The following is a 17,257-nucleotide window of genomic DNA, read 5'->3' as shown; positions in this document are numbered from 1 at the left end:
CCTAGCCACTCGCTCACCGAGTGGCCGAGTGACTGACTGACCCAGATCAAACAGGCCGACGATGCTTGAACTTGCGATGACCCACACGTTGCGCATGATAGATCCCTGCATGTCCCGAGAACACATAGGCTGCTACACAAGCGATCGCCGCCCAAGGCCCCAGTTCGGTGCCAAACAGCTCCATCGCCATCAGCGTGCACGCAATCGGTACATTGGCTGCGCCGGCAAAGACGGCCACAAAGCCCAAGCCCGCCATCATGGAAAAAGGCATGTGCAGCAAGGGAGCCAAGGCATTACCCAGAGTCGCCCCTATGTAGAACAAGGGCGTGACCTCCCCTCCTTTAAAACCGGAGCCTAAAGACAGGACAGTAAACACCAGCTTGCCCAGAAAATCCCATGACTGCATAGGCTCGTGGAAAGCGCGCACTATTTCCGGAACACCCAGGCCAATGTACTGGTAGGCATCCAACGCCCAGACAGCTATCGCCACCACCAGCCCGCCCCAGAAGGGGCGCATGGGTGCGTACTTGATGATCTTTTTCATCCAGGCGGAAAGCTGGTGAGTCAGCATGGCGAACAACATGCCGATCAGGCCGAACAGAACCCCGGCGATCAACACAGCCAGCATGCTCCAGCCGCCTAATGGCACGACCTGCTCAACGACATAATGGGCATGCTGCACACCCCAGGCCAGGCCCACCTGGTCGGCAACAATCGCGGCGATCAGACAAGGGAACAAGGCGTTGTAGCGCATACGGCCTATCGCCAGCACTTCCATGCCAAACACGGCTCCGGCTAAAGGCGTGCCAAACACAGATGAAAAGCCGGCACTCATACCTGCCATCAACAGAATGCGTCGATCTTCCCGGTCCAAGCGAAACACATGGGTTAGCTGGTCCGACAAGGCGGCACCCATTTGTACGGCGGTGCCCTCTCGGCCTACCGATGCACCGAACAAATGGGAAATCACGGTTCCACCAAGCACCAAAGGCGCCATGCGCAACGGCACCACTTTCTTGGGATCGTGAATTTCCTCGATCAGCAGGTTATTACCTGCACTAACAGACTGCCCTACGCGTTCATACACCCAGCCTACGGCCAAGCCTGCCAGCGGCAGTAGCCAGATCAGCCAGGCATGGTGCATCCGCCAGGAGGTAGCCTGCTCGAGTGAAAAAAGGAAAAAAGCGGAAGCGCTGCCTGCCAGCACGGCAATCAAGCAAGCGAGCACAAACCATTTGCCGTAATAGGCCAGCAGGTTTAGCGAGAGTGAGGTTTTGAGTCTGTTCATGGGTCGTAAGCTCAATGGAATCGGGCTGACCACAAACAGAAGATGTAAACGCAGACGCCTACAGCCCCGACGGTGGTCAGGTCGCTGTAGACGTCATCAGCTGCTTCAGAACGAAACGGCGGTTAAAGGAGGAACGTCATCTCCAGGAAGAAATTGTACAACGACTCCTTTAAGCCGCAAATAAACAGAGCGAAATGTTCAAGCCATGGCCGGCGTCATCTGACGGCCTCGGGACAGGCTCAAGCCCCCTATGGTCAGTGCCAGGAAGACTGCGGCAGCTATCCACCAGCCCATGGCACCAGTAATCAAGGCCTGGCCGATCAGGCCTGCCTGAATGACGTAATACACCATGGGTATCAAGGTCTTGCGAACAATCTCGCCCTCACGTCCCAACATGCCGACAACCGCACCGGCAGCCACCACGTTATGGACGCAAATCATATTGCCAGCCGCTCCACCTACCGCCTGCAATGCAACCACAATAGCGGACTGGTCCACACTCAAGCCAATTTGCTGAGCGGTAGAGAACTGGAAGTACGAAAACATCATGTTGCTGACAGTATTGGAGCCCGCAATAAATGCCCCCAAACTACCCACCCAGGGTGAAACCGTAGGCCATGCCTGCCCAACCGCCGACGCGGCCCCTTGAGCCAGCACCAGCGGCATGCTGGCAATGGAACCATCAGCCGCTGCCGAGTTGATAAACACCTGCACCATAGGCACGGCCAACAACAAAGCAGGAGCTGCGCTGCCCATGGTACGCAGCGATGCTTTCACACCGACGACATACTGCTGACTGTTCATGCGAAAAATCGCAATGCAGGCCAGTGAGACCAGAATCAAGATGGCCCCGGGCGAGAACAGCAACTGAGCCGATGTAGAAATACCAGTACCCAAAATACCTTCCACCTTGATTGTGGCCGAAGGCCCCGTCAACCAGGCTTTTACGGCAGGAACAGTACGAGTAAAGATCAAAAGTGCAACCACCAGCACATACGGCGAGAAAGCCCGCAATACCGAAAAGCGTTGCTGCGATTCCGTGTTATCCATCGCCACTGTGCCCAGCCAGTGGGACGGCCATTGACTGCGATCCGGGAAATCAAAGGTTTTGCGAGGTGCAAACCAGCCCTTTCGAGCTGCGCTCACCACGATTACCAGTCCGACCATCGAACCCAGCATGGAGGGGAACTCAGGGCCCAGGGTAATGGCAATCAGGTAGTACGGAACGGTAAAGGCCAAACCGGCAAACAAAGCAAACTTCCATGCCCCCAGCCCCTCGGCAAAGGAGCGGCGTTCACCGAAAAAGCGAGTCAACAAACCGCAGAGCAACAGTGGAATCACAAAGCCGGTCATGGCATGAATCAAGGCGACGTTCTCGACGATCTGCTGCAAATACTCAAGCGGCTGCAAGGGCGAAATGGCAGCTGCAACATCAACCTTGTTATCAATACCTGAACGCACTCCAACCAGCATGGGCGTACCAACCGCCCCGAAAGACACAGGCGTGGACTGGATAACCAACACAGCCATCACCGCTGCCATGGCTGGAAAGCCCAGCGCCAGCAGCAAGGGAGCCCCAACAGCGGAAGGCGTACCGAAACCCGACGAGCCCTCGATCAGGGAGCCGAACAGCCAGGCAACAATAATGACCTGAATGCGACGATCCGGCGATACATCCATAAAGCCCTGGCGAATCGCACTTAATGCTCCGCCCACCTTGAGCGTATTCAAAAGCAGCACGGCACCAAATACAATGAACAGCAGGGTCAATGCGGTAACAATACCGTTGATCGTGGCTGCAGCAATAACTTCGGCCTGGCTCCCCCATACAAATAAAGCGAGAATCGCCGTAACCAGATACGCGGCCCCCATCGATAGTTTGGCTGATCGCCCCATCACCACCATCAATAGAAAAACAACCAATAATGGCGTCAGAGCCAACAAGGTGTATAAAAGACTCATCCCGGATTCTCCTTTGTGTGACTGCACGTATAGGAGGAAGAGGTTTTGTTGGTGAACAAATGCGGCTATGAGCCCGGCCCTGGGCAGCGCAACCACTTCCCGTTTTGTATTTTTGAGCATCATAGCGGTATTACCACCTTTGCATTACCAGCAGAAACCCTGACTAGTTTGGCGCCTCAAGGCCTTAATACGATTAAAAAACCAAGAAAGTGGTAATACCAAATTTAAAGAAGCGTCCTATATGACTATGAATCCCAGCACTCGCCTATCGGACCTGGTTGCTGAAAAAATCCGGCAACTTATACAGGATGAACAGTTGCAACCCGGTGACCGAATCCCGTCCGAGCGTCAATTGGCTGAACGGCTGGATGTGTCGCGTGTACCGATACGGGAGGCCTTGCGCTCGCTAAGCTCTGAAGGCTTGCTGATTACCCGCCGTGGTGGGGGTACTTATGTTCAAGACAGCGAGTTGATCAACTGGCCAGCCCAGAGCATTGCGCCTCTGGAGGAGCTGATCAATGAAGACCCCTTGTATCGCTATGATGTTCTAGAGGCACGTCGGGCCTTGGAAGCCAGCACAGCCTGGCATGCGGCACAACGAGCAACAGATGCGGACAAAAAGCACATTGAACAGTGCTTCCAAGTGATGGTTCGGCATCAACAAAACCAGGATGCAGACCTGTCGGCACGTGCAGACGCCCAATTTCATCTGGCAATTGCCATGGCCTCTCATAATGTCGTGCTGGTGCAACTGATGAATGGCTTGTTCCAGTTAGTGTTCTCTACAGTGAAAGAGAACCGGCGCGCCATGTTCGAGTTCGACAATGCACGGGAAGTGGAAATTTTGACCGAGCAGCACGCGGGAGTTATGAAAGCTATTTTGGATGGTGATGCAGAACGGGCTCGCGAGCTGATCGGGCACCACCTGGATCATGTCCAGGCCAAAGTCCGATTTTCTGAAGAGAACAAAGCTCGTGAACAGCGGATTTTCCGCTTCAACAACCACCTGTCTCAGCCTTGAAGCCTAGCCTGTCAGACATTGGGGCTGCTGCATGTTGACGTGCATAGGGTGATGACAATGCCAGCGACAATGCCGGCGACTCTGGCGGTGCGGGCAGTGTTGGTGATCGCTGTGGCTGTGGCTGTAGCCATAGCAATAAAAAAATAACGGGCAAAAAAAAGTGCACCCAATGGTGCACTTGACCTTCCAGCTACTGCTTCATAACGCTACGGGCTACATGAACACCCGGGGCACGCCCCAGGGATCGCAGCCCGAAAGCATTAACGTTGAGCAGGTACGTCGCGCTGAGTTGGGCCCACGTACAGCTGACGTGGACGGCCGATCTTGTAATCTGGATCGGACAGCATTTCGTTCCACTGAGCAATCCAGCCTACGGTACGAGCCAGGGCGAAGATAGCGGTGAACAAGGACGTTGGGATGCCGATAGCGCGCTGAACGATACCCGAGTAGAAGTCTACGTTGGGGTACAGCTTGCGTTCGACGAAGTATGGATCTTCCAGAGCAATACGCTCCAGTTCCATGGCCAGCTTGAACAGAGGATCGTTCTCCAGGCCCAGGGCTTCCAGAACTTCCTTGCAGGTTTCTTGCATCAGCTTGGCGCGTGGGTCGTAGTTCTTGTAGACACGGTGACCAAAGCCCATCAGGCGCACGCCCGAGTTCTTGTCCTTGACCTTCTCCATGAACTCGCCAACCTTGTCGATGCCGCCGTTGGCTTGCAACTCTTCCAGCATGTTCAGGCAAGCTTCGTTTGCACCACCGTGGGCAGGGCCCCACAAGCAAGCAACACCCGCAGCGATCGCAGCGAAAGGATTGGTACCCGACGAACCGCACAGACGCACGGTGGAGGTGGAGGCGTTTTGTTCGTGATCTGCATGCAGGATGAAGATACGGTCCAGAGCGCGCTCAACCACTTCGTTGACCTTGTAGTCTTCGCAAGGGGTAGCGAACATCATGCGCAAGAAGTTGCCGGTGTAGGACAAATCATTCTTGGGATAGATGAAAGGCTGTCCCAAAGAATACTTGTACGCCATCGCAACCAGAGTAGGCAGCTTGGCGATCAAGCGGATAGCCGACACATGACGGTGATGAGGATTCGTGATGTCCGTGGAATCATGGTAGAACGCCGACAGGGCACCGACCAGGCCGGTCAGTATTGCCATGGGGTGAGCGTCCGGACGGAAGCCGCGCAGGAAGTGCTGCATCTGTTCCTGAACCATGGTGTGGTTCGTGACCAGGGAGTCAAATTCCTGCTTCTGATCTGCGTTGGGCAACTCGCCGTTCAGGATCAGGTAGCACACATCCATGAAATCGCACTTTTGTGCCAACTGGTCGATCGGGTAACCACGGTACATCAACTGGCCCTTGTCGCCGTCAATGTAGGTGATACCGGATTCGCAAGCCGCCGTTGCCATAAAGCCCGGGTCATAGGTAAACATACCTGTCTGACCGTAGAGCTTACGGATATCGATCACGTCCGGACCTACGGTGCCCTTGTGTACAGGGAACTCAACCGAAGGGCTACCGTCGGAGAAGGATAGCGTGGCTTTTTTATCTGACAATTCCATCACTTTTTTCCTCAATGGTTATAGCTTTCGCATAATGTCTACTAGTCGCTGAATGTCCGGTGTGGCGTACTGCCCTTCCGGCTCGGAGCGAGCCAGAAGGACATCCAGCAAAACTGTATCGTCCATTTCGAACAAGCGGGTCAGGGCCGAGACGTCCTGATCAGTCAGCTCGTTTTCGTATTGATCCAGAAAACGGGTGATCATCAAGTCGTTTTCAAGCAAGCCCCGGCGCGCACGCCAGCGCAGGCGCGCACGCTCCAATTCCGTCAATGTTCTCATCGGTACATACCCACCTTTTTAGATACTGCGACGCACCAGCATTTCTTTGATCTTGCCGATGGCATGCGACGGGTTCAGTCCTTTTGGACAGACGTCCGTGCAATTCATGATCGTGTGGCAGCGGAACAAGCGGTATGGATCTTCCAGATTGTCCAGACGCTCGCCCGTTGCTTCGTCACGCGAGTCGGCAATGAAACGATAGGCTTGCAACAAACCAGCAGGACCGACGAACTTGTCGGGGTTCCACCAGAACGATGGGCAAGAGGTCGAGCAGCAGGCGCACAGAATGCACTCGTACAGACCATCGAGCTCCTCACGGGCTTCGGGCGTTTGCAAACGCTCTTTCTCTGGAGGAGGAGCATCGTTGATCAGGAACGGCTTGACCGAATGGTACTGATCGAAGAAGTGGGTCATGTCCACGATCAGGTCACGGATAACCGGCAGACCTGGCAGTGGGCGCAGAACCACAGGCTCTTTCAAGTCGCGCATATTGGTGGTGCAGGCCAGTCCGTTCTTGCCATTGATGTTCATGGCATCGGAACCGCACACACCTTCACGGCAGGAGCGACGCAACGCCAGGCTGTCGTCCATGTCGTTTTTAATGCGCAGGATCGCATCGAGCAGCATCTTGTCGGTGGGCTCCAGCTCGACTTCGATCTTCTGCATGTAGGGACGCTCGTCCTTGTCAGGATCGTAGCGGTAGATTTCAAATTTGACCTTACGTTTTTGGCTCATGTCAGTATCCTGCTTAGAAAGTCCGGGCCTTGGGCGGAATCGTTTCGGCTGTCAGAGGCTTCATCTGGACAGGCTTGTACTCCAGACGGCTGCCTTCCGAGAACCACAAGGTGTGACGCAGCCAGTTTTCGTCGTCACGTTCTGGGTGGTCGTTCAGGGCATGAGCACCGCGACTTTCAGTACGATTGGCGGCCGACTTCGTCGTAGCGCGAGCCACTTCGATCATGTTGGCCACTTCCAGAGCTTCAATACGGGCGGTATTGAACACCTTGGACTTGTCTTTGAAGTAAATATCCTTGACTTCGGGAACCAGGGATTCGATCTGGTCGACACCCTTGTGCAACAGATCCAGGGTACGGAACACGCCGCAGTGAGCCTGCATGGCCACACGAATCTTGTTGCCCACGTCCTGTGCCTTTTCGCCCGATGTACGGGATTCCAGACGGTTGACGCGGTCCAGCGAGTACTCGATGGAGGACTCGTTGATTTCCTGGTGCGCGTGCGTTTTCTCGGGGTGCGAATCCACAATGTGGTTGCCGGCAGCGCGACCGAACACGATCAGGTCCAGCAGGGAGTTCGTACCCAGACGGTTGGCACCGTGCACGGAAGTAGCGGCACATTCACCGATGGCGTACAGACCGTTGACGATCTTGTTCTCGCCTGTTGGCGTTTGAGTCACAACCTGACCGTAGTAGTTCGTGGGGATACCGCCCATCTGATAGTGGATGGTTGGAACCACAGGGATTGGGTCTTTGATCGGGTCCACGTTACCGAACTTGATCGCGATTTCGCGAATCGAAGGCAGACGTTTCTTGATGACATCAGCGCCCAGGTGATCCAGTTTCAGAACCACGTAGCTGCCGTCGCCACAACCGCGACCTTCCTTGATTTCCTGGTCCATGGAACGGGACACGAAGTCACGTGGGGCCAAGTCCTTCAGGGTGGGAGCGTAACGCTCCATGAAGCGCTCGCCGTCTTTATTGAGCAAGATACCGCCTTCACCGCGCACGCCTTCGGTAATCAGCACGCCAGCACCGGCTACGCCAGTGGGGTGGAATTGCCAGAATTCCATGTCCTGCAAAGGCAGACCGGCACGAGCAGCCATACCCAGGCCGTCACCCGTGTTGATGAAGGCGTTGGTGGAGGCAGCCCAGATACGGCCAGCACCACCGGTAGCCAGCACCACGCGCTTGCCTTCCAGAACGTAGATTTCGCCGGTTTCCATTTCCAGAGCGGTTACGCCCAGAACGTCACCCGCTTCGTTACGCAGCAAGTCCAGCGCCATCCATTCCACGAAGAACTGGGTGCGGGCAGCTACGTTACGCTGGTACAGGGTGTGCAACATGGCGTGGCCGGTACGGTCAGCAGCGGCACAGGCACGTTGAACAGGTTTTTCACCAAAGTTGGCAGTGTGACCACCAAATGGACGCTGGTAAATCGTACCGTCCTGGTTACGGTCAAACGGCATACCGAAGTGCTCAAGCTCGTACACAGCGTGTGGAGCTTCACGGCACATGAATTCAATGGCGTCCTGGTCGCCCAGCCAGTCCGAACCCTTGACGGTGTCGTACATGTGCCAGTACCAGTGATCCTCGCTCATGTTACCCAGGGAAGCACTGACGCCACCTTGAGCCGCCACGGTGTGGGAGCGGGTTGGGAACACCTTGCTGAGCACGGCCACGGACAAGCCAGCCTGAGCCAATTGCAGGGAACAACGCATACCGGCGCCACCGGCACCGACCACCACTACGTCAAACTGACGGCGGGGCAAAGATTTTGTGATGGAAGCCACGGTTTAGAGACTCCAGATAATTTTTGCAAAAAAGACGACACTGGCAACCAGCCACAGCAAGGTCAACACTTGCAGGAACAAGCGCAGACCAGCGGGCTTGACGTAGTCCATCCAGATGTCACGCACACCAATCCAGGCGTGCCAGGACAAAGACAGGAAGAACAAGGTTGCCAGCAACTGACCCAAAGGCAGGGAGCCGACCGTGAACGAGAACAGGCCGCGCCAGGTCTCGAAATTCAGTTCACTGCTAAACAGGATGCCGCCGATGATGACCAAGGTGTAGATGGCCATGATGACTGCGGTGACACGCTGTGCCAGAAAGTCCAAGGTACCGTAGTGGGCACCCACTACCAGGCGGTTTGCGCCAATGCGCTCACGATTTGCCATTACCACACCCCAAACAGTTTCAAACCAAACACAACGGTCAGCGCCAGGCTGACCCCGAACACCATACCGGCCGACTTCTTGGCGGACTCTTTGTCGTTACCCAGGTGCAGGTCCAGTGCCAGATAGCGGATGCCGGCACAGAAGTGGTGCAGGTAGCCCCAGATCAGGACCAGAAGGATCAGCTTACAGACAGGGTTGTCGACGTAGCTGCGCAAGGTCTCGAAGGACTCTGGAGAGCTGACGCTCAAAGAGAACAGTGGCAATAGAACGAGCGGCAGGCAAAGAAACAGCAATGCACCACTGACACGATGCAAAATCGACGATTTTGCAGCCAGGGGCAAGCGGTAGCTCAATATCTGCGGCACGCTGATATTGCGATACTGCGGACGCTGCTTGGGTGCGGTATCAGACATGATGGCCTCGAAGTAGATAAAAAAAAGTCATAAAATTTTTAACCTTGGTATTTTCACCTATTTGACACTACGGCGCAGTATCAAATACCGTATGCCGCCGAACTAGCTGAGCGTGTTTCGGTAATGGAAGCGCTCAGTCAGGTACAAGCCCCGGCGCAACTCCATCGGTCGATCACCATAGGTATAGGACACGCGTTCCACGTGCAGGAGCGGCGAACCGGCAGCGACCTGCAAGACCGAGGCGGCCTCTTCGGTGGCACTGACAGCACCAATCTTTTCATCGGCGCGCACCATGCTCACGCCGAATTTGCTCTCGAACCAGGCGTACATCGGGCCCTTGTTCTGCTCGACGGCCTCCAGGGTCAAACCCTTGAAGACGGAGCCAGGCAGCCAGATATCGTCATAAATGGTCGGGACCTGATCAAAGGACAAAACCCGGCGCAGGTTCACCACCATGTCGGAGGTGCGCAAATCCAGCAGCACGGCAACATCCGTAGGCGCTTTCATTCGACGCACATCCAGAATACGGCTCTGGGAAGCCACAGGCTTGCCATCATCCGGGGCCAGGCGCAGGAAACGAAAGCGCACACGAGCTTCGTGATGGGTGGCCACAAAGGTACCCTTGCCTTGACGACGGATCAGGAGGTTGTCGGCGGCCAGCTCATCAATGGCCTTGCGCACCGTGCCCTGGCTGACCTGAAAGCGGGCAGCCAGCTCCAGTTCACTGGGGATGGCTTCGCCGGGCTTCCACTCGCCACGATCCAGCCCCTGCAGCAACAAAGCCTTGATCTGTTGATACAGAGGGCTATAGGCCGCGCTAGGAGCGGATTTTTCGATTTCCTGGGTGCGTAGCGGCGGCACGTTATCAGACATGGGGCTCATAAAAAATGCGCGGCAGATACAGCTTGAAACGCGCATTTGTTCATAAAATAGACAGTGCACTAATTTTCGCATGACCGGCCCCGAATGTCTAACGCTCTTATGTCTTATATAAGATATAAGACGTTTGACGCCGCTATCGTTTTGGTCTAGTCTGCGCAGTGAAAAAAGAGGCTTTTCCTCTTGCGAAAAACCGTTTTCCACGCCAGCCGCCCGGTCTGCAAAAGATTTAAACTGTGTTTTTCGTCACCGTCTTCAAACCCAAAAACGGAGTCTTACTCTCATGTCCAAACCCGCAATGCGCGTCGCCGTTACCGGCGCTGCTGGCCAGATTGGCTACGCCCTGCTGTTTCGCATCGCTTCCGGCGAAATGCTGGGCAAAGACCAGCCTGTAATCCTGCAGCTGCTGGAACTCGCCGACGAGAAAGCCCAAAAGGCCCTGAAGGGCGTCATGATGGAACTGGACGACTGCGCCTTCCCGCTGCTGCAAGGCATGTCCGCCCACAGCGATCCTGAAACCGCCTTCAAAGATGCTGATATCGCCCTGCTGGTCGGTGCCCGTCCTCGTGGCCCAGGCATGGAGCGTAAAGATCTGCTGGCCTTCAACGCCCAGATCTTCACAGCACAAGGCCGTGCCCTGAACAAAGTGGCCAGCCGTGACGTGAAAGTGCTGGTGGTCGGCAACCCTGCCAACACCAACGCCTACATTGCCATGAAGTCCGCTCCTGATCTGCCAGCGAAGAACTTCACTGCCATGCTGCGCCTGGACCACAACCGCGCCCTGTCGCAGTTGGCCACCAAGTCCGGCAAGGCTGTTGCTGACATCGAGAACCTGATCGTTTGGGGCAACCACTCGCCCACCATGTACCCTGACACCCGTTTCGCTACCGTGAACGGCGAGAAGATCGACGCGATCATCAACGATCAGGCCTGGAACCGCGAAACCTTCATCCCTACCGTGGGCAAACGTGGCGCCGCCATCATCGAAGCCCGTGGCCTGTCCTCGGCTGCTTCGGCTGCCAACGCCGCCATCGACCACGTGCGCGACTGGGTGCTGGGTTCGAACGGCAAATGGGTCACCATGGGTGTTCCTTCGGACGGCTCCTACGGCATTCCTGAAGGCATCATCTACGGCGTGCCTGTGACCACCGAAAACGGTGAGTACAAGCGTGTTGAAGGGCTGGAAATCGACGCCTTCTCGCGTGAGCGCATGGACCACACCCTGAACGAGCTGCTGGAAGAGCGTGACGGTGTGAAAGACCTGCTGGGTTAATTGACCCGCTAGTCTGCAAAATCCCCGCCTGAACGGCGGGGATTTTTTTGCAGACCACAAAGAAGTGCCGGGCGCTGCATGCCAAAGGCCGAGTTGCAGATAGCGCAACCCGCCATCCCTGCCTAAAAACCCAAGACAGAGCGCTGATCAGACGCTACACCGCGTCTACGTTCGCCTCATCCTGCAAAGACAGTGCATAGACCACCATCCGCAAATGGCGGCTTTCATCAATAATGAGCGAAGTCTGCTCGAACTCGCGCAGTTGCCCATCCAGGACCAGACTACGCAGGCCACTACAGGGCAAATGCACATCATGTTGATCCCAGTACTGCTTGAACTCCGGTGAGACCCGCTTGAGCTCATTGACCAGCTCCTGCATATCCGTACCCTCTGTCGCACGTGCGAAATCCCGCCGAAAGCCGGACAACATTTCTGCTGCCTGCTGTTCCCAAGATGCAAAACGCGTATGCAGCACCGGATCCGTAAACATCTGCCAGAGCAAATTACGCTGTCCTGGCTGATGAGCGCCAAAGCCCAGCAATTCATCGGCCATGTCATTGAAGCCCAAGACATCCCAACGGAGATTCAGAACAAAAGCAGGATGGGGCAAATCGTGCATCAAGCGTCGCACCAGAGGAGGCAAGACACACCAGGTGATACCCGGCTCAGCTGGCAGCCGCTCGTGAGCCAGCAAAAACAGATGACGTCGCTCGGCCGCGTCCAGCTTCAAAACGCGAGCCAAATTATCCAGAAAGCTGGCTGAGACCCCGATGTCACGGCCTTGCTCCAGCCAGGTATACCAGGTCAACCCCACTCCGGCCAAAGCAGCAACCTCCTCGCGCCGCAATCCGGGAGTACGACGTCGGCCACCGCTAGGCAAGCCTACATCCTGAGGCAAAAGGCGTTCACGACAGGTGCGCAAAAAAGCGGACAAATCGGGCCGCGTTCGTTCCAGCGTTCTCACTAATCAAACCCCCATTACTTTCAGTAATAGCATAAACAGTTAAATTGTAATCGCTTAAAAAGAATTCAAGAATACAGATGTTTTCACCTCAGACAAGCATCATGAACTCGAATTCCTTCTGCTCTACCCCTTGCTCACACGCAGCAAACAACCCGCCCTGGCTCGGCCTTGCCGTCCTGCTTCTGGCCGGATTCGTCACAATTTTTGATTTATTCGTCGTCAATATCGCCATCCCCAGTATTCAAGACCAGCTGGGGGCCAGCTTTACCGAGATTGGCTTCATTGTGGCGGCTTATGAACTAGCCTTTGGCGTACTGCTGATTACAGGCGGCCGCTTGGGCGATCTATTCGGCAGGCGCCGACTTTTCATTATCGGCATGACCAGCTTCACCGTAGCCTCGGCTCTGTGTGGTGTTGCCCCCAATGCTCCACTGCTTATTGTGGCCCGAGTAGCACAAGGACTGGCAGCAGCCCTGCTCTTTCCCCAAGTTTATGCCTCCATCCGAGTCAATTTTGACGGAGACAACAGCCGCCGAGCGTTTGGGCTTTTAGGTATGACGCTGGGGCTGGCCGCCATCGCTGGGCAAATACTGGGGGGCTGGATGGTTCACGCCGATTTATTCCAGTTGGGCTGGCGCAGCATCTTTTTAATCAATATTCCAATCGGATTGCTGGCAGTTGCCGCCGCCCGCTACATCCCTGAAACCCGTGCTGACCAAAGCAGCAGCCTGGATGGTGCTGGCGTCATGTTGATCAGCCTGGCACTGAGCCTTTTGCTCATCCCTCTCATCCAAAGCGCCGAGCATGGGTGGCCCCCATCCAGCCTGGCCAGCCTTGCCGCCGCTGCTGCCTTCCTAGGGGTCTTCTATCTGCACCAAGAAAAACGGCGCTGCACAGGTCACGCTCCTTTAGTGGACATGCAGCTTCTAACCCAGCCGCGCTTTGCTTTAGGGACTCTATTGGTGTTGTTGGTGTACTCCACCGCCAGCTCTTTCTTTCTCTGCTTTGCCCTGTTGCTGCAAAGTGGCTTGGGCTTAAGCCCTCTGTATGCGGGCAGCATCTTTGCCCCTGCTAGTGTGGGTTTTGTGGCCGCATCCCTGGGTGCTCCCCGCCTCGTCGCCCGCTACGGCACCCGAGCCATTACCGTTGGTTCTTTCCTCTACGCCCTCTCTTTTGCCTGGCTGATTGCTCAAATTGCGTCAAGCGGTACAGAGTTGACTCCCACATACCTGATTCCCGCCCTGACTCTTCTGGGAGCCAGCCAAGGTCTAATCATGACGCCCTTGCTGAATCTGGTTCTAGGCTTCGTCGATGAAACGCAAGCAGGCATGGCCTCAGGTGTAATCTCCAGCACCCAACAAGTCGGCGCAGCCCTGGGGATTGCCGTGGTCGGCCTGCTCTTTAATAACGGGCGCACTTCAGACAGCGCCACCTCAACCATTGCAGAACAATATATCTCTGCCTTTGCAATGGGCATGCTCTATAACATGGCTGCTGCTCTGCTGATCAGTTTGCTATTACTGGCGTTAAGCAGAACCAGCCAACACTAGAAATAAGCCTTAACTGGTGGAAGTCTGCTCATTGGCTTCATTTAAGCGAGCTGAATACAGCCAAATACCATCAGCCTTTACGCAACTTCCGCCACAAGGTACTACGACTAATTCCCAACTGCTGTGCCGCCAAGGCGCGGTTGCCACCACACTCTTCCAGTACTTTGGCCAGATGCTCTTGTTCACTGCGCTCCTGCTGATCACGCAAGGCTGGCAAGGCGGGCTCGCTCACCACGGCCCGCAACTCAGGCGCAATATCTTCCAGCACCACAGCCTGATCCCCTTGCACTGTGCCTAACACCATCAAACGTTCAATCAAGTTTTCCAGTTCGCGAATATTGCCCGGCCATGTGTAGTGGCGGCCTAGTTCAAGCAACTCCGCCATCCACTGCGGGTTGAGCATGCTTGCACCACCCAGACGTTGGGCAACCTTGGCCAGTAAATGCTCCACCAACTCCGGCAAGTCCTGTGTGCGCAGACGCAAAGGCGGCAAACGCAGCACCAGAATGTTCAGTCGATAAAACAGATCCTGGCGGAACACGCCTTCTTTAACCTGCGCGGCCAGATCGCGGTGAGTAGCCGCAATCACGCGCACATCCACCGGCGTTGGCTCAATAGCCCCGATACGCAGCACTTCTTTTTCTTGCAGCACACGCAGCAAACGGGTTTGTAGCGGCAAGGGCATTTCGCCGATCTCGTCCAGAAACAGGGTGCCGGTGTGGGCCGCTTCCACCAGCCCCACCTTGCCACCTCGACTGGAGCCGGTAAATGCCCCCTCCACATACCCGAACAGCTCGCTTTCCAACAGGCTGTCCGGGAAAGCCGCGCAGTTCACGGCCACAAAGGGTTGCGCGCGTCTGGCGCTGGCGCTGTGAATGCCTTGAGCCAGCAATTCCTTGCCTGTGCCGCTTTCACCAATAATCAAGGTTGTGGCTGTACTTTGAGCGCAAGCCTGGGCTTGAGCACGCAGCTTGCGCATGGGCGAGCTTTGCCCCACCAGATCAGATAGCTCGTAACGGGCATGACGCGATGCGGCTTGCTGACTGCGGGATCGCAAACTACGGTCCAGTCGTTGAATCGCTGCCGGGTCCTGGCAAAGCAGCACTGCCCCGCTCAAGCGCCCCTGCTCCAGAATCGGCATGCGGGTCACGATCGCGGTACGGCCACCTACTTGCTGCACCGTATCCAACTGCACTTCCAGACTGCGCAGCGTGCCAGCCAGATCCAGCTCGGGATACAAGGAACCCAAACGACGGCCAATCATGGCTTGAGCCGGTTGGCCCAACCAGGCTTCCATCGCCGGGTTGACGGTTTCAATCCGCTCGTCCCTGTCCACTGACACCACGCCGTCACGCAACTGCGCCAGAATCGTATTCAAGCGATCCCGGCGAGCAGCCTCAGCGCGAGCCACACGAGCCAGTTCGATAGCGGATTCCAGGGCCTGTCGCACCGCTCCTTGTGAATACAGCAGCACGCCTTCCATCTGATTCTCGCGCGCCAGATCCACCACAAGACCGGGTGCCAGCACCCACTCCACGCCCAGCTCTTTCAAATCCTGGACACAGCTACGTGCATCAGCCTCGCTGCGATAGCTGCGTAACTCCACAGGTAGATCAAAACGCTGCACGAACTCCATCAGCTCCAGCGGCATTTCGCCATAGGTCACCACCGCTTTGCGCTCTGCCTGTGCCGAGGCCAGACTGCCCATAATGTCGAAGCCACCGGGATGGACCAACACCACTGGCAAGTCCAAGTGTTCGCGCAAATAACTGCCGTTGGAACCGGCAGACACCAGCACGTCAATTTCGCCTGTTTGTCGCAAAACCTGCACGGCCTCCACGGCCTCTCCATAGGCCTTGTCCACAATCAGTATTTCGGCCTGAGCGCGAAACTGCGGCACCAGCTCTTCCAATAGAGAACGCAGTCCATGCAGGCCAAAAGCTACCAGACGCAGACGCGCAGGCGGGGAGGAAGGATAAGGCATATGGTTTCACCCGGGCTTCAATAATGCGACACTGTTTCAAATTACGTTTCAATATTGAAACAAAAAACAGAAAAAGACAATATTCCTGGAAGGGAGCGACGACATCGCTCCACGCGAGAAATCCCCGCCCCCTCTGAGTTCAGGCTTTTCATCGCCCCCATATATGAACTTGGCACAGCATTTGCTTTAGTAGAAGCAACCCATCGCAGCACTACGCTGACGACATTTTTATATCTTGTGATCTGGAGCCCCAAATGAGCCAAAACCAACTGACATCGGCAGGCGCCCGTTTCCGCCAGGCCCTGCGTGAAGAACAGCCTTTGCAAATCATCGGCGCCATCAACGCCAACCACGCTTTGCTGGCCCAACGCGCCGGCTACCGCGCCATCTACTTGTCGGGTGGCGGTGTCGCGGCTAGCTCTTTGGGCTTGCCTGATCTGGGCATCAACACGCTGGACGACGTGCTGACCGACATTCGTCGCATTACCGATGTGTGCGATCTGCCTTTGATGGTGGACATTGATACCGGCTTTGGGGCTTCGGCCTTCAACATTGCTCGCACTATCAAAAGCCTGATCAAGTTCGGCGCTGCCGCTTGCCACATTGAAGACCAGGTTGGCGCCAAGCGTTGCGGTCACCGCCCCGGCAAAGAAATCGTCAGCACCGGTGAGATGGCCGACCGCGTGAAAGCCGCTGTTGACGCACGTACCGATCCAGAATTCTTCATCATGGCTCGTACAGACGCGATTGCCGTCGAAGGCGTGGACGCCGCTCTGGAACGTGCTCAGGCTTGCGTGGAAGCAGGTGCAGACGGCATTTTTGCTGAAGCCTGCTACGACCTGGACACCTACCGCCGCTTTACCGAAACGCTGGATGTGCCCGTGCTGGCCAACATTACCGAATTCGGTCAAACCCCATTGTTCACAGTGGAAGAACTGGCTTCGGCCAATGTCGCCATGGTGCTCTACCCCCTGTCCGCCTTCCGCGCCATGAACAAGGCCGCCGAAACTGTCTACCAGGCGATCCGTCGTGACGGACATCAAAAAAATGTCATCGATTTGATGCAGACTCGTGAAGAACTGTACGATCGTATCGGCTACCATGCTTACGAGCAAAGCCTCGACAAGCTGTTCCAGAAAAACAAGAAGTCCTGAGCCACCACAGG

General features: G+C 55.9%; 15 protein-coding genes and 1 riboswitch. Of the genes, 4 read left to right on the top strand and 11 right to left on the bottom strand.

The genetic code is table 11. The features are described from left to right. Nucleotides 1–46: 46 nt before the first annotated feature. A complete protein-coding gene (locus WFM49_RS08930) occupies nucleotides 47–1,288 on the bottom strand; it encodes a voltage-gated chloride channel family protein (RefSeq protein ID WP_336972881.1) in 1,242 nt (413 codons plus the stop codon). A gap of 80 nt (nucleotides 1,289–1,368) precedes the next feature. Further along, nucleotides 1,369–1,441, bottom strand: a riboswitch (Fluoride riboswitch). 45 nt (nucleotides 1,442–1,486) lie between these two features. Beyond that, entirely contained in the window at nucleotides 1,487–3,250 is a 1,764-nt protein-coding gene (locus WFM49_RS08925) for an L-lactate permease (RefSeq protein WP_137431269.1), read from the bottom strand. 241 nt (nucleotides 3,251–3,491) lie between these two features. Between WFM49_RS08925 and lldR the strand changes: the two genes are divergently transcribed. After that, entirely contained in the window at nucleotides 3,492–4,271 is a 780-nt protein-coding gene (gene lldR, locus WFM49_RS08920; protein WP_009457683.1) for a transcriptional regulator LldR, read from the top strand. Between the two features lie 260 nt (nucleotides 4,272–4,531). On the opposite strand, the gene gltA is transcribed toward lldR, so the two are convergent. The 7 genes from gltA to WFM49_RS08885 all read right to left on the bottom strand — a co-directional run bounded on the left by gltA (nucleotide 4,532) and on the right by WFM49_RS08885 (nucleotide 10,315). Next, nucleotides 4,532–5,836: a citrate synthase gene (gene gltA / locus WFM49_RS08915; protein ID WP_022983549.1), complete on the bottom strand. Its 1,305-nt coding sequence runs from the start codon at nucleotides 5,834–5,836 to the stop codon at nucleotides 4,532–4,534. An 18-nt stretch (nucleotides 5,837–5,854) separates the two neighbouring features. Next, a complete protein-coding gene (locus WFM49_RS08910) occupies nucleotides 5,855–6,115 on the bottom strand; it encodes an FAD assembly factor SdhE (protein WP_003802528.1) in 261 nt (86 codons plus the stop codon). Between the two features lie 18 nt (nucleotides 6,116–6,133). Beyond that, nucleotides 6,134–6,850 (bottom strand): succinate dehydrogenase iron-sulfur subunit, encoded by a 717-nt coding sequence (locus WFM49_RS08905; RefSeq protein WP_003802530.1) that lies wholly within the window; start codon nucleotides 6,848–6,850, stop codon nucleotides 6,134–6,136. A 13-nt stretch (nucleotides 6,851–6,863) separates the two neighbouring features. Beyond that, complete coding sequence (gene sdhA, locus WFM49_RS08900) at nucleotides 6,864–8,642, bottom strand: succinate dehydrogenase flavoprotein subunit (RefSeq protein ID WP_022983547.1); 1,779 nt, start codon at nucleotides 8,640–8,642, stop codon at nucleotides 6,864–6,866. Between the two features lie 3 nt (nucleotides 8,643–8,645). Beyond that, on the bottom strand, nucleotides 8,646–9,029 hold the full coding sequence (sdhD, locus tag WFM49_RS08895; RefSeq protein WP_003802535.1) for a succinate dehydrogenase, hydrophobic membrane anchor protein: 384 nt from the start codon (nucleotides 9,027–9,029) through the stop codon (nucleotides 8,646–8,648). Next, nucleotides 9,029–9,442 (bottom strand): succinate dehydrogenase, cytochrome b556 subunit, encoded by a 414-nt coding sequence (sdhC, locus tag WFM49_RS08890; RefSeq protein ID WP_009457694.1) that lies wholly within the window; start codon nucleotides 9,440–9,442, stop codon nucleotides 9,029–9,031. The genes sdhD and sdhC overlap by 1 nt, the downstream gene beginning before the upstream one ends. 102 nt (nucleotides 9,443–9,544) lie before the next feature. Next, on the bottom strand, nucleotides 9,545–10,315 hold the full coding sequence (locus WFM49_RS08885) for a GntR family transcriptional regulator (RefSeq protein WP_009457695.1): 771 nt from the start codon (nucleotides 10,313–10,315) through the stop codon (nucleotides 9,545–9,547). 289 nt (nucleotides 10,316–10,604) lie between these two features. Here WFM49_RS08885 and WFM49_RS08880 point away from each other — a divergent pair, with 289 nt between their 5' ends. Next, a complete protein-coding gene (locus WFM49_RS08880) occupies nucleotides 10,605–11,594 on the top strand; it encodes a malate dehydrogenase (protein ID WP_022983546.1) in 990 nt (329 codons plus the stop codon). 154 nt (nucleotides 11,595–11,748) lie between these two features. Here the strand turns inward: WFM49_RS08880 and WFM49_RS08875 are convergent, their stop codons facing one another. Next, complete coding sequence (locus tag WFM49_RS08875; RefSeq protein WP_250756853.1) at nucleotides 11,749–12,528, bottom strand: helix-turn-helix transcriptional regulator; 780 nt, start codon at nucleotides 12,526–12,528, stop codon at nucleotides 11,749–11,751. Nucleotides 12,529–12,659: 131 nt separating this feature from the next. Here WFM49_RS08875 and WFM49_RS08870 point away from each other — a divergent pair, with 131 nt between their 5' ends. After that, nucleotides 12,660–14,108 carry an MFS transporter gene (locus WFM49_RS08870; RefSeq protein WP_336972878.1) on the top strand — a complete coding sequence of 483 codons (1,449 nt, stop codon included), beginning with the start codon at nucleotides 12,660–12,662 and terminating at the stop codon, nucleotides 14,106–14,108. Between the two features lie 70 nt (nucleotides 14,109–14,178). Here WFM49_RS08870 and prpR read toward each other — a convergent pair whose 3' ends face one another. Then, on the bottom strand, nucleotides 14,179–16,092 hold the full coding sequence (gene prpR / locus WFM49_RS08865) for a propionate catabolism operon regulatory protein PrpR (protein WP_336972876.1): 1,914 nt from the start codon (nucleotides 16,090–16,092) through the stop codon (nucleotides 14,179–14,181). Nucleotides 16,093–16,346: 254 nt separating this feature from the next. Here prpR and prpB point away from each other — a divergent pair, with 254 nt between their 5' ends. Beyond that, complete coding sequence (prpB, locus tag WFM49_RS08860) at nucleotides 16,347–17,246, top strand: methylisocitrate lyase (RefSeq protein ID WP_336972875.1); 900 nt, start codon at nucleotides 16,347–16,349, stop codon at nucleotides 17,244–17,246. Nucleotides 17,247–17,257 lie beyond the last annotated feature (11 nt).

Source organism: Alcaligenes sp. PF14 (assembly GCF_037150615.1).
GTDB classification, from domain to species: Bacteria; Pseudomonadota; Gammaproteobacteria; order Burkholderiales; family Burkholderiaceae_B; genus Alcaligenes; species Alcaligenes phenolicus.
This window is presented reverse-complemented; position numbering and strand designations above follow the sequence as displayed.

Coding starts and splice junctions, on each gene's coding strand:
- WFM49_RS08930 (WP_336972881.1), bottom strand. CDS start 1,288: ATGAACAGACTCAAAACCTCACTCTCGCTAAACCTGCTGGCCTATTAC.
- WFM49_RS08925 (WP_137431269.1), bottom strand. CDS start 3,250: ATGAGTCTTTTATACACCTTGTTGGCTCTGACGCCATTATTGGTTGTT.
- lldR (WP_009457683.1), top strand. CDS start 3,492: ATGACTATGAATCCCAGCACTCGCCTATCGGACCTGGTTGCTGAAAAA.
- gltA (WP_022983549.1), bottom strand. CDS start 5,836: ATGGAATTGTCAGATAAAAAAGCCACGCTATCCTTCTCCGACGGTAGC.
- WFM49_RS08910 (WP_003802528.1), bottom strand. CDS start 6,115: ATGAGAACATTGACGGAATTGGAGCGTGCGCGCCTGCGCTGGCGTGCG.
- WFM49_RS08905 (WP_003802530.1), bottom strand. CDS start 6,850: ATGAGCCAAAAACGTAAGGTCAAATTTGAAATCTACCGCTACGATCCT.
- sdhD (WP_003802535.1), bottom strand. CDS start 9,029: ATGGCAAATCGTGAGCGCATTGGCGCAAACCGCCTGGTAGTGGGTGCC.
- sdhC (WP_009457694.1), bottom strand. CDS start 9,442: ATGTCTGATACCGCACCCAAGCAGCGTCCGCAGTATCGCAATATCAGC.
- WFM49_RS08885 (WP_009457695.1), bottom strand. CDS start 10,315: ATGTCTGATAACGTGCCGCCGCTACGCACCCAGGAAATCGAAAAATCC.
- WFM49_RS08880 (WP_022983546.1), top strand. CDS start 10,605: ATGTCCAAACCCGCAATGCGCGTCGCCGTTACCGGCGCTGCTGGCCAG.
- WFM49_RS08870 (WP_336972878.1), top strand. CDS start 12,660: ATGAACTCGAATTCCTTCTGCTCTACCCCTTGCTCACACGCAGCAAAC.
- prpR (WP_336972876.1), bottom strand. CDS start 16,092: ATGCCTTATCCTTCCTCCCCGCCTGCGCGTCTGCGTCTGGTAGCTTTT.
- prpB (WP_336972875.1), top strand. CDS start 16,347: ATGAGCCAAAACCAACTGACATCGGCAGGCGCCCGTTTCCGCCAGGCC.